Raw genomic sequence first — 13,822 nt, 5'->3', positions numbered from 1 at the left:
ATCACTCAGAGCTCGAGGCTGGCGCGGTCGAGACCGCCGTCGATCTCGATCAGCTTGCCGGTCAGGTACGAACCCGCCGGCGACACCAGGAACACCACTCCTGCGGCGATGTCCTCGGGCCGACCAAGGCGCCCGAGCAGGGTCGCCGCCTCCATGGCCGTGCGCGTGGCTTCGTCGTCGAGCACCAGTTGCAGCGCAGAGGTGGCCACGGAGCCGACCGCGATGCCATTCACCCTGATGGCGGGGGCAAGGTCGGCGGCGGTCATGCGCGTCCAGTGGCTCAAGGCGGCTTTCGCCGTGCCGTACGCGACCATGCCCCGACCGGCGACCCGGCCGATGGCCGACGAGACCGTGACCACCGACGGCCCGCGCCCCGCGGCGATCCCTTCTGGCCCGGCCGTCTCGGCCGACGCCTGCAAGTACGGGAGCGCCGCGCGGGTCAGCGCGTGCGCGGTGCCGACGTTCCACTCGAACGCTCGACGCAGGTAGCCCGAGGAGGTGTCCGCGAACGGACGGGGCATGGTGCCGCCCGCGTTGTTGACCACGATGTCGAGGTGCCCGAAGGCGTCGACCGCTGCCGCTGCAAGATCGGCAACCGTGTCGAGGTCGGACAAGTCGGCCGTGACCACGTGAGCGTGCCGACCGGCGTCCTCGATCTGGTGCGCAACCGACACGAGGTCCGACGTGGTGCGCGCCGAGATGACCACGTCGGCGCCCGCTTGTGCGAGCGCCACTGCGGTCGCCGCCCCGATGCCGCGGCTCGCGCCGGTGACGATCGCGACCTGGTCGGTGAGGCGAAAGCGGTCGAGGATCACGATCAGGACTGCTCCGGCGGCCGGGGCTCGCGCCACATGAGTCGCAGCACGGGCCCGTCGGCGAGGCGGACCTCGTCGGTCACCACGAACCCGAGTCGCTCGTAGAAGGGCACGTTGCGAATCGAGCTCGACTCCAGGTAGGCGGGGACACCGGTCTGGTCGCACCGTTCGAGCACCGGGCCCAGCGCAACCCGGCCCCGGCCGCGTCCCCGCAACTCCGGCCGCGTGCCGATGGCCCCGAGGTAGAAGTGCGGCTCGGTCGGATGGCGCGCTTCCACTTCCTGCAGCGCGGTGCCCACCAGCTCGGCCCGCTCGCCGATCACTTCCACGAAGAACTGGCCGAGAGCCTCCAGGGCCCCGTCGTCGAGCAGCGCGACGTCGGGTGGCGACCACAGCGCCACCGACGCGCGGTCATCGGTGGCATACGCGTGGCCGCGCCGGCGCGAGGCGTCGACGAACGGTGCGAAGAAGCCGACCAGGGCCTGCTCCCGTTCGGGGACGCTCAACTCCGGACACATCCAGGTGAACATCGGGTCGTCGGCAAACGCCGCCGCCAACACGCCCGTCGCCGGTTCGGCTTCGGTTTGCAGCAGGTGGTGGGGCGTGATCTCGGGGGTCCCGGTCGGGTGGGCAACAACCATCTCGGCGCAGGGCCTACACCCCGCCGACGACCAGCGCCAGCCGCGACCGTCCCGAGCCGCCGGCGGGGTGTTCAGCGGCGGTTCGCCCGGCGGCGGTCCTGCTCGGACAGCAGTCGCTTGCGGATGCGCACGGCGCCGGGGGTTACCTCGACGAGCTCGTCGGCGCTGATCCACTCGATCGCGGTCTCGAGCGTGTGCAGCCGAGGCGGGGCCAACTTGATGGCGTCGTCGTGTGTGTGGGTGCGGATGTTGGTCTTCTGCTTCTCGCGGCACACGTTGACCACCATCTCCTCGCCGCGTGCGCTCTCTCCCACCACCATGCCTTCGTAGACCGGCGTGCCGGGCTCGACGAAGAGCTCGCCGCGGGCTTGGAGGTTGTCGAGCGCATGGCCGGTCGCGACGCCGGCACGGTCGGAGATCATGGCGCCGCCGCTGCGGTGCGGCAGATCGCCCGCCCACGGCATCCAGCCGGCGTGGTGTGTGTGCAGCAACGCCGTCCCCCGGGTGGCGGTGAGCAACTGCGACCGGAAGCCGATCAGACCGCGAGCGGGCGCCTCGAACATCATCACGGTGCGGCCCGGGTCGCCAGGGGTGAGGTCGCGCACCTGGCCCTTGCGGGGCGCAAGCGCCTGTGTGACCGTGCCGACGTGCTCGTCGGGGACGTCGATCACGCCGCGCTCGAGCGGCTCGGACCGCACGCCGTCGACGTCCGTGATCACGACTTCCGGCCGGCTCACCTGGAGCTCGTAGCTCTCCCGACGCATGGACTCGATGAGCACGGCGAGCTGGAGCTCCCCACGCCCGGCGACTTCGATCACGTCGGGCGACCCGGTGTCGGCGAGGCGGATCGACACGTTGCCCAGCACTTCACGGTCGAGGCGGTCGCGCAGGTGGCGCGACGTGAGATAACGACCTTCCCGGCCCGCCATCGGCGACGTGTTCACGCCGAACGTCATGCTGATGACCGGCTCGTCGACCTCGAGGCGCCGCAGCGGTTCGAGGACGGTGGGATCGGCGAGCGTGTCACCGACCTCGACCTCCGGGAAGCCGGCCACCACGAACAAGTCGCCCGCCACGGTCTCCTCGACATCCTCCCGTCCGACGCCCGTGAAGGCCATGAGTGAGCTGAGCCGGCGTACCACGGGGGCCTCGCCCTCGGCGGTCTCCTCGTCGAGCAACGCCACCTGCTGGCCCTTGCGGAGCCGCCCGCGCACCACCCGACCGACCGCGAGGCGGCCGAGGTAGTCGGACGCGTCGAGGTTCGTGACCAGCGCCTGCAACGGGCCGTCCGGGTCACCGGAGGGCGCGGGCACCACCTTCAAGATCGCTTCGAACAGCGGCGCGAGGTCGGCGGTCTCGGGTGGCACCCCGAGGCCTTCCATCGCCCGGCCCTCGCGTGCCACGGCGGCGATCACGGGAAAGTCGATGTCGTGATCCTCCGCGCCCAGATCGAAGAACAGTTCGTAGACCTGGTCGAGCACCACTTCCGCCTGCGCGTCGGACCGGTCGACCTTGTTGATCACCACGACGGTCGGCAACTTGCGGTCCAAGGCCTTCTGCAGGACGTAGCGGGTCTGTGGCAGCGGCCCCTCGGCAGCGTCGACCAGCAACAACACACCGTCGACGAGCGCCAGCGCCCGCTCGACCTCGCCGCCGAAATCGGCGTGCCCCGGCGTGTCGACCAGGTTGATGCGCACGCCCCGCCAGGTGACGGCGGCAGCTTTGGCCAGAATCGTGATGCCGCGCTCGCGCTCTTGGTCCATCGAGTCGAGGACGCGGTCCTCCACTTCCTGGTGCTCGCGGAACGCGCCGGTCTGGCGCAGCATCGCGTCGATCAAGGTGGTCTTGCCGTGGTCGACGTGGGCAACGATGGCGACGTTGCGGATGTCGGCGGGTGCGGGGGAGCTCAACGTGTGGTCCGGTCTGGTCGTGGGGGCCGCTCGCGCAAGTGCGAAAGCGGGCAGTTGAGACTACCGGTGCGGACCCCCGAGCCCGAACCGCCGCGCGACGGCACCCGGCGGCGGTTGTGGCACATGTCATGCGTGGGACGACGCGGCTGCTAGCAACACAGGTGGTGCAACGGCCCTCCCTCGATCTCGTCCGCTCGCGGCTCGACCCCCGCCGCCAGGCGATCCTCGCCACCGCGGCCGTCACCGGCGTGTTGGTCGGCCTGGCGATCGCGGCCTTCGACAAGATCACCGGCGACGTTCTGCTCGGCCGCCTCTTCCGCGCGTCGTTGCCGGTGCAGGCACTCACGCCGGTGGTCGGATTGCTCGTGGCAGCCCTCGCGCTGCGTTACCTGGCCGGTGGCGCATCGCCGTCGACATCCGACGAGTACGTGCGCTTCTACCACGACCGCAACCGTCGCTTCGACCTCCGGCCCATGGCCGGCCGCGTGATCGCATCGATCGCGACGCTCGGCTCCGGTGGCGCGCTCGGGTTCGAAGGTCCCTCGATCTACATCGGAGCCGGCATCGGCTCCGCGCTGCAACGCCGCTTGTCGCGGCTGTTCCGGCGCGACGAGGCCAAGGCGCTGTTGATCGCCGGCGCCGCGGGCGGTGTGGCAGCCATCTTCAAGGCACCGGCGACCGGTGTGTTGTTCGCGCTCGAAGTCCCTTACCGCGACGGCATCACGCCGAGGGGCATGCTGTCCGCGTTGGTCGCCGGCGCAACGAGCTACCTCACCTATGCCGCGTTGATCGGCACCGAGCCACTGTTCCGCCTCTCCACGAGAGGCAGCACCACCTTCCGCCTGCAGGAGCTCGCCGGCGCGCTGGTGGTGGGCCTGCTCGCCGGGCTGGGCGCGCGTGCGTTCGCGATCGGGGTCCGCTGGAGCAAGTCGGCGGCCAACCGGGCGCCCGCCTGGGCCCGGGTGGTGCTGGCGGGCGCGGGGTTGGCCGGCCTGGTGCTCGCGACCCACGCCATGTACGACCAGGCGCTGAGCCTCGGCCCCGGCTACCGCACCTTCGCCTGGATGTCGAGCCCCGATCGGGCGTTGTGGCTGGTCGCCGCCCTGTTCGCCTTCCGGTTCGGCGCGGCACTGCTCACGCTCGGCGGCGGCGGCTCCGGCGGGCTGTTCATCCCGTTGGTGATGCAAGGCGCATTGCTGGGCCGGTTCGTCGCGGGGGCGTACGACGGCCTCGGGCTCTCCGCGGCCGGCCATGTCGAGGCGTCATCCTCGCTGTTCCCGGTGCTCGGCATCGCGTCGTTCCTCGGGGCCGGCTACCGCACGCCACTCGCCGCGGTCATGTTCGTGGCCGAGTCCACCGGCGACGCGGTGTTCGTGGTACCAGCGCTGGTGGCCGCGGCGATCTCACAGCTCGTGATGGGCCACGAGACCGTGTCGTCAACACAGGCCGAGTCTCGCACCGGCGCGCTCGAGCGGCGCCTCCCGCTGCCGGTGTCGAGCGTGCTGCGAGCCGACGTGCTGACGGTTCCACCGGACGCCACCGTCGCCGAGTTCGTCTGGGTGCACCTGGTGGGGAACCGCCAGCGGTCCGTGCCCGTCGTCGACGGGTCGACCTATGTCGGGATGTGCGGGATGGAGGAGGTCGCGATGATCGAACGCGGCGCGTGGGACGACACCACCGTGGCCGACATCATGCGCACCGACCTGCCCGTCGGCGTGCCGTCGTGGACCATCCGTGACGCACTCCAAGCCCTCGAGCGCGCCGACGTCGACTGCCTGGGGGTGGTGGGCCCTGACGGGACGTTCGCCGGCGAGCTGCGGACCTCGGAGATCATGAAGCTCGCGGAGATCCTCAGCGAAACCGAGTGACGGGCGCGGACCCTACCTGCGTGACGGGCACGGCGCGACGGCCTCAGCTGGAAGCCTCAGTCGGTCCAGCCCTCGTCCGCCGCGATGGCGTCGTCGTGCATGCACCACGAGGCGTGGTCGTGGCCAGGCTGACGTCCACACTCCGGGCAGGTCTCTTCCTCCCGGTCCAGCAACGCGTCGAACACCGGGTCACCGGATTGTTTGAGCGCACGCGCTTCTTCGAAGCGCCGGTGACGACCCTTCTTCACGGGCCCACTCCCACTCTTCGTACGGTCCGACGACTCAGTGTATCGTCCCACGCACCTGACCACGCGCCAGGGTGCGCGCCCGGCCCTACCATGCCCGGATGCAACGAGCGTGGTGGCGGGACGCCGTCTTCTACCAGATCTACCCGCGCAGCTTCGCCGACGCGAACCGCGATGGAGTGGGCGACCTCGAAGGGATCCGCCACCACCTCGACCACCTGGTCTGGCTGGGCGTGGACGCCATCTGGCTGTCGCCGTTCTATCGGTCGCCGCAGCGTGACTTCGGCTACGACGTGGCCGACCACTGTGCTGTGGACCCGCTGTTCGGCACGTTGGAGGACTTCGACCGGCTGCTGACCGACGCGCACGCCCGGGGCATCCGGGTCATCGTGGACTGGGTCCCGAACCACGTGTCGAACGAGCATCCCTGGTTCGAAGATGCCCGTACGGGCAAGGACCGGCCCCACCGCGACTGGTTCGTCTGGCGCGACGGCACACCCGACGAGCCGCCCAACAACTGGATCGCCGCCTTCCCTCCCGACAGCCGTGCCTGGTCGTTCGACGCCGCCAGTGACCAGTGGTTCTTGCACCTGTTCCTGCCCACGCAACCCGACCTGGACTGGGACAACCCGGCCGTCGAGTCGGCCATGCACGACGTCCTCCGCTTCTGGCTCGACCGAGGTGTCGACGGCTTCCGCGCCGACGTCCTCCACGCCATCGCCAAGCCCGAGGGGCTGCCCGATGCCCCACCTGAGTACGAGGGCATCCCGTACTGCGCGCTGAACGACATCCCCTCGGTGCACCCGCGGCTGCGCAAGATCCGGGCCGTGCTCGACGAGTACGGGGACGACCGCATGATGATCGGCGAGGTGTACCTGCTCGAGACCCGCCAGATCGCGCCGTACTACGGCACGCCCGAAGATCCCGAGCTCCACTTGTCCTTCCTGATGCCGCTGATGCACACGCCCTGGACCGCCGAGGGCTTCGCCGCGCGCATGGACGAAGTGGCAGCCGAGCTCGAGCCCCGTGACGCGTGGCCGGTGTGGGTGTTGTCGAGCCACGACGCGGTCCGCCACCCCACCCGGATCGACCGGTACCTCACGACCTGGGCCGGGGCAGCCGGCGCGGCGCGCGTGGATCCAGCGGCGACGGAGCGCCGGGCCCGGGCCGCCGCCGTGCTGCTGTTGACGCAGCGCGGCACGCCGTTCTTGTACCAAGGCGAGGAGCTCGGTCTCGCCGAAGCGACCATCCCGCCCGACCAGGTGCAGGACCCCGGCGGCCGCGACGGCTGCCGGGCCCCGGTGCCGTGGAGCGAGCAGCCCGGTCACGGTTGGGAGCGCCCGTGGCTCCCGTTGCCGCCCGATGCCCGACGGCGCAACGCCGCGAGCGAGCGCGCGGACCCGTCCTCCACGTTGCACTTCTACCGGCGCCTGATCGCCTTGCGCCGGGCCACGCCGGCGTTGCGCGAAGGCGCGAGCACGCGGATCGACGCGCCCGACGGTGTGCTGGCGTGGCGCCGCGAGCACCCGCTCGGTGATCGCCTGGTGCTGGTGAACTTCACCGGCGCCGAGGTCGACCTTCCGGCCCTCGACGGCGCTTGGTGCGTCGAGCTCGACACGACCGCTGCTGAAGGCCAGGCCGCGGGCGTGACGGTGCCGTCTCGCCTGGGACCCGACCAAGCGTTGGTGCTCGCGCCCCGCTGACACCCAGACCAGGCGGGCTCGCGGCGCGGCGGTGCGTCAGAGCGGGCGACGGCTGCGAGCCTCGAGCACGAGGCTGCCGTGATCGAACGCGAGCGCTGCCGATCCGTCGACGAGCTGTTCGACGACCGAACCGACCAACTCCGCCCGCCAGCCGCTGGCCAGGCGCGAGCTGCGGTCGCCGGACACCAGCAGTTCGATGTCGGTGCGAGTGGCCACCAGCGCGGTGTCGAGCTCCAGTTGGTGCGCGACTTGGCTCACCCACGCGGCGAGCAGCGACACGACGGGGCGGAGCCGGGAATCGACGTTGGGACTGCGACCCTCGGGCCTCGGCGGCACCGGCGCCTCCATCCCCCGCTCGATGGCCGAGAACAGCTCTTGGCCGAGGCGCCCCTTCACCGCCCGGCCGTCCAGCCCACGCACCTTGCCGAGGCCCTCGACCGACGAGGGCGGCCGCTGGGCGATGGACAGCAGCGCCAGGTCGGACAAGACGAACCGTGTCGGCTGGTCGACCTCGGCCGCTCGCTCTTCGCGCCAGGCAGCCACAGCTTGCGCCACTGCGGCCGCGCGGCCGCGCAGCGTTCGGCCGTCTTTGACCCGGAGCCACGCTGCTTCCGGGTCGCGACTCGGCAGGGGCTTCGTGCGGAACAGTTCGCACTCGTCGAGTGCCCACTGGAGCCGCCCGCGGCGCTCGAGGTCGGCGCGCAGCGCTGCTTCGAGGTCGAGCAGATGGGCAACGTCGGACGCCGCGTACGACAACTGGTCCGTGGCCAGGGGGCGGTGGAGCCAATCGGTGAGGCGATCGGCCTTCGGCACGCGGACGCCCAACATCCGCTCGACCAGGCTGCTCAGCGACGGGCTCGACATGCCCGCGAAGCCAGCCGCGATCTGCGTGTCGAACAGCGACGAAGGGATCGAGCCGCACGCGAGGTGCAGCACTTCGAGGTCCTGGGCCGCGGCGTGCATGACCGCCGTGCCGGGCCCTTCGAGCAGCGAGGCCAGCGGCGCGATGTCGACCGCGGTCGGGTCGACCAACACGTTGCCGTCCCCCCAGTTCAGCTGCACGAGTGCCAGGCGGGGCCAGTACGTCTTCTCGCGATGGAACTCGGTGTCGACTGCGTACGCCGGTGCGGCGGCGGCCGCCGCGACGACCTCAGCCAGGCCTTCCGGAGTGTCGATCCAGGCTGCGTCGGGCGCGCGGGCGGTCAAGCGTTGGCTTCGCCGCGGTCGACGGGTTGTCCGGCGTCGATCCATGCCATGGTGCCGCCGGCGACGTTCACTGCGTCGACGCCCTGCGCGCGCAGGAACTCGGCGGCTTGGCGGCTCCGACCCCCGCCCTTGCAGATCACATAGACCGTCTGGTCGGCCGGCACATCGTCGAGGCGATCAGGGACGGTTCCGAGCGGGATCAGCTCCGCACCCGGTACCCGGCCAGCAGCGAACTCGGCAGGCTCACGCACGTCGATGAGCGGCGCACCCTCCGCACGGCGCGCAGCCAGCTCGGCAACGTCGATTTCGGGAACCTGCACGGAGACCTCCGTAGTCGTGGGCGAGGCCACGATACCCCCGACCCCACCGACGACCTGCTGCGTACGAGGTCACCGGCCGGCGATTCCGCCGTACGTGCTCTCCGGTCCGGCGCCGTCGGCGGGGCCACTGGCGCCACCGCCCGCGGCGGCCGCGCACGCCGCGAGGTCGGCGGCGAACTGCTCGGCCACCTCGGCGTGGTACGGCGACAACATCACGTGGAGGCCGCCCTGCTGGCGATCCATGCGCCAACCCCGCCCATACATGCCCGCTGCGATGGCGTCGAGGCGGCCGAGGTCGTCGGTGAACTCGAACAGCGACAGGTCTGGCTCGTGCGTGATCCGCAGACCCGGCACGGCCTCCACCGCGGCGCGGAACGCGGCGGTGGCATCGCGCAGCACCCGCGCCTTGGCCACGTAGCCCTCGACACCGAGGTGGCGGACCGCAAACCACGCCGCTGCGATGGGCGGCGCAGGGCGGGTGCCGGCGGGGCCCGACGACGCGTACGTCCCGCCCGGCCAGCGGTCGTACCAGAAGTGCTGGAAGCGGAGCAGGCCGGGGTCGCGGTACAGGATGACCGACGCCCCCTTGAAGCTGTACCCGTACTTGTGCAGGTCAGCAGACAGCGAGGTCACCCCCGGCACCCGCAAGTCCCAGGGTGGGACGTCGGCGCCGGCGCGCGCCCAGAAGGGCAGCAGCCAGCCGCCAAGGCAGGCGTCGACGTGGCACAACGACCCCTTGGCCGCGGCCAGCGCTGCCACGCCCGCGACGTCGTCGATCACGCCGTGCGGGTAGCACGGCGCCGACGCCACGACGAGCCCCGTGCGGTCGTCGATCACCCCCTCGAGCGCCCCAAGGTCGACCCGCCCGTCTGCGCCGACCGGCGCGAACCGCTGCTCGATGTCGAGGTAGTGGGCGGCCTTGGCGAACGCGGGGTGCGCCGTCTCGGGCGTCACCAGCACCGGCTCCGCGATGCCGCGCTCCTCGCGCGCCTGGTCCCGGGCCACTTGCACGGCGCAAAAGATGCTCTGCGTGCCACCCGCGGTGAGCGCACCGGCGTCGGCGGGGGCGCCGAGCAGGTCGGCGGCCATGGCGATCAACTCGACTTCCATGCGCAACAGGCTCGGGTACGCGAACGGGTTGAGGGCGTTGTCGTGCTGGTACGAGTGGCCGACGGCCTCGAGGAGCTCTTCGTGCTCCTCGTCGCCGCTGTTGTAGACGAGCGAGAACGCCCGCCCGCCCCGCCAGTCGAGGTCGTCGGCGCGGAGGTCGGCCAGCTCAGCGACCAGCGCGGCCGCGGGGGTGCCCTGCGAGGGGAGGGTCAGATCCTCAGACATCCGCCGTCACCTCGTCGTGGAAGTCGGCCGGTGGCCAGGCCGGATCGAGCTGGCGCAGGAACTGCGCACAACGATCCTGCTCGTCGGTCTCGCCGATCGCGCCCGCTGCGTCGGCCAGGCCGGCGAGGCAGCGCAGGAACCCGCGATTCTCGGGATGGCTCCAGCGGACGTAGCCCGACCCGCGCCACCCGGCGGCACGGCAGCGGTCGAGGCCTCGGTGGTACCCCACGCGATAGGCGGCGTAGCGCTCGATCTCGTCACGACCTTGCCGGCCGAGGCGTGCCCAGCCATCGAGGTAGCGCGGCCACTGCGCGACGACCGCCGCAACCGCCGCGCGACGTTCCCCCTCCGGCGACTCGATGGCGGAACGCAGGGCGTCACGGGCGGCCGCGGGCTCGGCGTCGAGGACCGTCTCGGGCGGCCCCGACGGCGTGAACGTGATCGATTGGTCGGCCATGGCCGCACCCTACCGAGCACGCCGCGGCCAGCCGGACCCCCGCGAGCGGGCCCGCCTGTCGCCGGCTCAGCTGAGTGGCCCGCCAGACTCCCCCGGCGACGCCGGCGCGGCCGGTTGCACGACCGCGCCGGCACGGTCCGCCGTCTCGCCGGCGTCCTCACCCGCGAGGTCAGCTGGCGCGGGATGCTCCTCCTCACCGGCGATCTCACGCACGCGGTCGAGCAGGAACTTCAGGCGGCTGGCGGGCTCGGGCGTTGACGTCACCGGGAGCGGCGGCGCCGCGCGGCCTTCGAGGTAATCGTTGGCCGCCAGGTAGGCCACGCTGATCAGCTCCGCCGTGTGGGTGAGATCGCGGTAGGAGAGGTTCGGGGTCTCACCGGTCGGCAGCACGGTCACCTTCACTTGCCCCGAGATGGCGGCCAGGTCCCGCCGGAAGCGGTTGCGCCGCGCGATCCAGTAGGCCTGCACCGCCACGTCGAGCGGGCGGCGCGGCTCGGGGCGGGGCCGGCCGAACGAGCCCACATGCAGCACGTAGACGTGCGTCGCGCCCAGCTCGACCGCGCGGACGACGGGCACATCGTTGACGATGCCGCCGTCGAGGTAGCGCACGCCGTCGATGGTGACCGCCGGCAAGACCGCGGGGATGGCCGCGGATGCCAGCAACGGCTCGACCAGCGAGCCCGAGGAGAACCAGTGCTCGGCGGCCGCGTCGATGTCGGTGGCCACGCACTCGAAGGGGACTTGGAGCGCCTCGAAGGTCATCACCGGCAAGATCGACTCGATCACCCGGCGAAGGCCGTCGTTGTCGTGGATCGCCTCGCCGCGAAGTGCCAGCTGCACGGTGCTCGGGAGCAGGCCGGCCGGGAAGATGTCGTCGTCGTCGAGGCTGAGCCACAGGTCCTGCAAGCGACCGACCATGCCGAGGCTCGGGTCTGCCGCCACGGCCGCGCCGTTGAGCGCTCCCACGGAGCAGCCCACGACGAGATCGGGTTTGATGCGGTGCTCGAGCAACGCGCGCAACATGCCGATCTGGAGCGCGCCACGGTTGCCGCCGCCGGACAGCACGAACGCGGTCTTGTCTGGTCGCCGCCACCGGCGGCGGATCGGTTCGAGCACGCGGTGGACCTCGCTGGGCGGATCGGACCGGGGGTGAGGTTACCGTCCCGCCGCGCGGCCCCCCGCTCGCCCCACCGCCCGTCGAACGAGGTCGGCGAAGGGCCCGGGGTGGGTCAGGTGGGCGCCGTGGTCGGCACCTTCGATCACGGCCGGCTCGGCGTCCGCCAGCGTGGCGAGCAGGCGCTGCGCGCCAGCGAGGTGGCGCGCCGATGTCGCGCTGCCCCATGCCACCACGACGGGCACGGCCACGTCTGCCAGGTCGACCACGACATCGGGCGTGCGCATCGATCGGCCGTCGGCCAGCAGCGCAGGGCCCTCGGCGCGCCGATCTGCCCTGGTCCGGGTCGGCAACCGCTCCCATCGGCGGTCGCCGATCATGCGCCGCATGAAGCGCTCGGCCTGACCCGCGGGATCGAGGGGGATGCCCCGATCGAGCGCGAGCGGGCTCGGGTCGTCGAGGGGAGCCTCGGTGGTCTGGTCCTCCCCGGCCCGCCACGCGCGCGGGACCGGCGCTTCGTACACAAAGACTGATGGCACCAGGTCTGGGCGCAGCAGTGCCGCAGCCAGCGACAAGGTGCCGCCGAAGCTGTGGCCGGCGAGCACGGCGGGCCGGTCACCGATCACCGCGAGGAGATCGTCGATCTGGGTCGCGAGGCCGCCCACCCCCGCCTCGCGCGACCGGCCGTACCCGCGACGGTCGTAACGGACGACGTCGAGGTCATCGAGCCGCCGGGCCACCTTGGCGAAACTGGTGGAGCGGTCCATCGTGCCGTGCACCAGCACGACCCGAGGGGCACTTGGCCGGGTTGGGACCTGCTCCACGACGTAGAGGCTGTCGGGGCCGCCGCCGGCGGTCGCCTCGTGGGTCACTCGAGTCGGTGCGGCACTGGGCAATCGTGTCGCGGCATCGGCGGGCCTCAGTTCCGCGGCACGTCCTTCCAGGGCACGTCCTTGTCGGTCCGCACGTCGCCGGGCAGACCGAGCACCCGCTCACCGAGGATGTTCTTCATCACCTCGGTGGTGCCACCCTCGATCGAGTTGGCACGAGCCCGCAGGAACACCTTCTGGGTGGGCGCACTGAAGTCCATGGCGATGTCGGGCTGTTTCATCGCGTAGCTGTCGTAGAGCATCCCGTCGGCGCCGAGCAGGTCGACGGCGAGCTCGAGGATCTCCTTGTTCAAGTCGGCCATCGCGGCCTTGCCGATCGACCCTTCTGGGCCGGGCGTCCCGCGGCGCCGCCCTTGCGCGGCCCGCAAGTTGGTGAGGCGCAGGATCTCGGCGCGGATCCACAGCGACATGAGCCGGTCGCGCCGGGCAGGGTCGTCGTGGCCGCCGTCGCGCCAAGCTTGGACGGCCTTGGCGATCACCCCTGACCCACGGGGCGGGACGGTGCCGCCGATGGACACCCGCTCGTTCATCAAGGTGGTGATCGCCACGCGCCAACCCTCGCCCACCTCGCCGAGGCGGTACGTGTCGGGCGTGCGGGCATCGGTGAAGTACACCTCGTTGAACTCGGCTTCACCGGTCATCTGGCGCAGCGGCCGGACCTCGACGCCCGGCTGGTCGAAGTCGATGACGAAGTACGTCAGGCCCTTGTGCTTTGGCTGATCCGGGTCGGTGCGGGCCACGAGCATCCCCCACCGGGCCAAGTGCGCCATGGTGGTCCAGACCTTCTGCCCGTTGACCACCCACTCGTCGCCGTCGCGGACGGCCCGGGTGGCCAGGCTCGCCACGTCGCTGCCGGCACCGGGCTCGGAGAAGAGTTGGCACCACACCTCTTCGCCGGTGAACAGCGGACGCAGCCACTGCTTGCGCTGGTCGGGTGTGGCACACGCGGCGATGGTGGGCGCCCCCATGCCGTAGCCGATCGGGTTCGACGTGCCCGGGTGCGGTGCGCCGGCGCGGCCCAACCGGTCGAGGACGACCTTCTGGTGGCGGGGCTCGATCCCGAGGCCGCCGTCGCCTTCGTCGAAGTGGACCCACGCCAGGCCGAGGTCGAACTGCGCGCCGAGGAACGTGACCCGATCGGTCTCCCGCGGCGGGTGCTGCTCGAGCAGCTGATCGATCAGGGCGTGCACCCGCTGCTCGTCGACGTCCGTCGACGCAGGGCTGTCTTCGACAACGGTCATGGCTACCTCGCGTGCGCTGGTGGGCGCCGGCAGCATACTTGACCCCCCGGTCAAGTCCGGAAGTCGAAAGTGGCCGG

At 71.5% G+C, this 13,822-nt stretch carries 13 protein-coding genes; 2 read left to right on the top strand and 11 right to left on the bottom strand.

The features are described 5' to 3' along the window. Positions 1 to 5: 5 nt before the first annotated feature. The 3 genes from VHA73_08075 to typA form a co-directional block, all read right to left on the bottom strand. Entirely contained in the window at positions 6 to 851 is an 846-nt protein-coding gene (locus VHA73_08075) for an SDR family oxidoreductase (protein ID HVX17976.1), read from the bottom strand. Beyond that, entirely contained in the window at positions 818 to 1,456 is a 639-nt protein-coding gene (locus VHA73_08070) for a GNAT family N-acetyltransferase (GenBank protein ID HVX17975.1), read from the bottom strand. The genes VHA73_08075 and VHA73_08070 overlap by 34 nt, the downstream gene beginning before the upstream one ends. A 71-nt stretch (positions 1,457 to 1,527) precedes the next feature. After that, positions 1,528 to 3,366, bottom strand: a complete 1,839-nt coding sequence (gene typA, locus VHA73_08065; GenBank protein HVX17974.1) for a translational GTPase TypA — start codon at positions 3,364 to 3,366, stop codon at positions 1,528 to 1,530. 164 nt (positions 3,367 to 3,530) lie between these two features. Here typA and VHA73_08060 point away from each other — a divergent pair, with 164 nt between their 5' ends. Further along, complete coding sequence (locus VHA73_08060) at positions 3,531 to 5,234, top strand: chloride channel protein (protein ID HVX17973.1); 1,704 nt, start codon at positions 3,531 to 3,533, stop codon at positions 5,232 to 5,234. A gap of 56 nt (positions 5,235 to 5,290) precedes the next feature. Here the strand turns inward: VHA73_08060 and VHA73_08055 are convergent, their stop codons facing one another. Beyond that, positions 5,291 to 5,482: a hypothetical protein gene (locus VHA73_08055; GenBank protein ID HVX17972.1), complete on the bottom strand. Its 192-nt coding sequence runs from the start codon at positions 5,480 to 5,482 to the stop codon at positions 5,291 to 5,293. Positions 5,483 to 5,580: 98 nt separating this feature from the next. Between VHA73_08055 and VHA73_08050 the strand changes: the two genes are divergently transcribed. After that, the gene (locus tag VHA73_08050; GenBank protein HVX17971.1) at positions 5,581 to 7,182 is read left to right on the top strand and encodes an alpha-amylase family glycosyl hydrolase; all 1,602 of its coding nucleotides are present in this window, start codon (positions 5,581 to 5,583) and stop codon (positions 7,180 to 7,182) included. 36 nt (positions 7,183 to 7,218) lie between these two features. Here the strand turns inward: VHA73_08050 and VHA73_08045 are convergent, their stop codons facing one another. From VHA73_08045 to VHA73_08015, 7 genes are all read right to left on the bottom strand, one after another. Beyond that, complete coding sequence (locus tag VHA73_08045; GenBank protein HVX17970.1) at positions 7,219 to 8,388, bottom strand: HRDC domain-containing protein; 1,170 nt, start codon at positions 8,386 to 8,388, stop codon at positions 7,219 to 7,221. Further along, positions 8,385 to 8,708: a rhodanese-like domain-containing protein gene (locus VHA73_08040; protein ID HVX17969.1), complete on the bottom strand. Its 324-nt coding sequence runs from the start codon at positions 8,706 to 8,708 to the stop codon at positions 8,385 to 8,387. Before VHA73_08040 ends, VHA73_08045 begins: the two co-directional genes overlap by 4 nt. A gap of 69 nt (positions 8,709 to 8,777) precedes the next feature. Continuing rightward, positions 8,778 to 10,043: an aminotransferase class V-fold PLP-dependent enzyme gene (locus VHA73_08035; protein HVX17968.1), complete on the bottom strand. Its 1,266-nt coding sequence runs from the start codon at positions 10,041 to 10,043 to the stop codon at positions 8,778 to 8,780. Next, positions 10,036 to 10,500, bottom strand: coding sequence for a DUF3151 family protein (locus tag VHA73_08030; GenBank protein HVX17967.1), 465 nt, complete (start codon positions 10,498 to 10,500; stop codon positions 10,036 to 10,038). The genes VHA73_08035 and VHA73_08030 overlap by 8 nt, the downstream gene beginning before the upstream one ends. 66 nt (positions 10,501 to 10,566) lie before the next feature. Further along, the gene (locus tag VHA73_08025; protein HVX17966.1) at positions 10,567 to 11,616 is read right to left on the bottom strand and encodes a patatin-like phospholipase family protein; all 1,050 of its coding nucleotides are present in this window, start codon (positions 11,614 to 11,616) and stop codon (positions 10,567 to 10,569) included. 39 nt (positions 11,617 to 11,655) lie between these two features. Continuing rightward, positions 11,656 to 12,486 (bottom strand): alpha/beta hydrolase, encoded by an 831-nt coding sequence (locus VHA73_08020; GenBank protein ID HVX17965.1) that lies wholly within the window; start codon positions 12,484 to 12,486, stop codon positions 11,656 to 11,658. Positions 12,487 to 12,533: 47 nt separating this feature from the next. Then, positions 12,534 to 13,745, bottom strand: a complete 1,212-nt coding sequence (locus VHA73_08015; GenBank protein ID HVX17964.1) for an acyl-CoA dehydrogenase family protein — start codon at positions 13,743 to 13,745, stop codon at positions 12,534 to 12,536. Positions 13,746 to 13,822 lie beyond the last annotated feature (77 nt).

Source organism: Acidimicrobiales bacterium (assembly GCA_035547835.1).
GTDB lineage: Bacteria > Actinomycetota > Acidimicrobiia > Acidimicrobiales > Iamiaceae > DASZTW01.
Note: the sequence above shows the minus strand (reverse complement) of the source record. Positions and strands in the feature narration are given on the sequence as shown.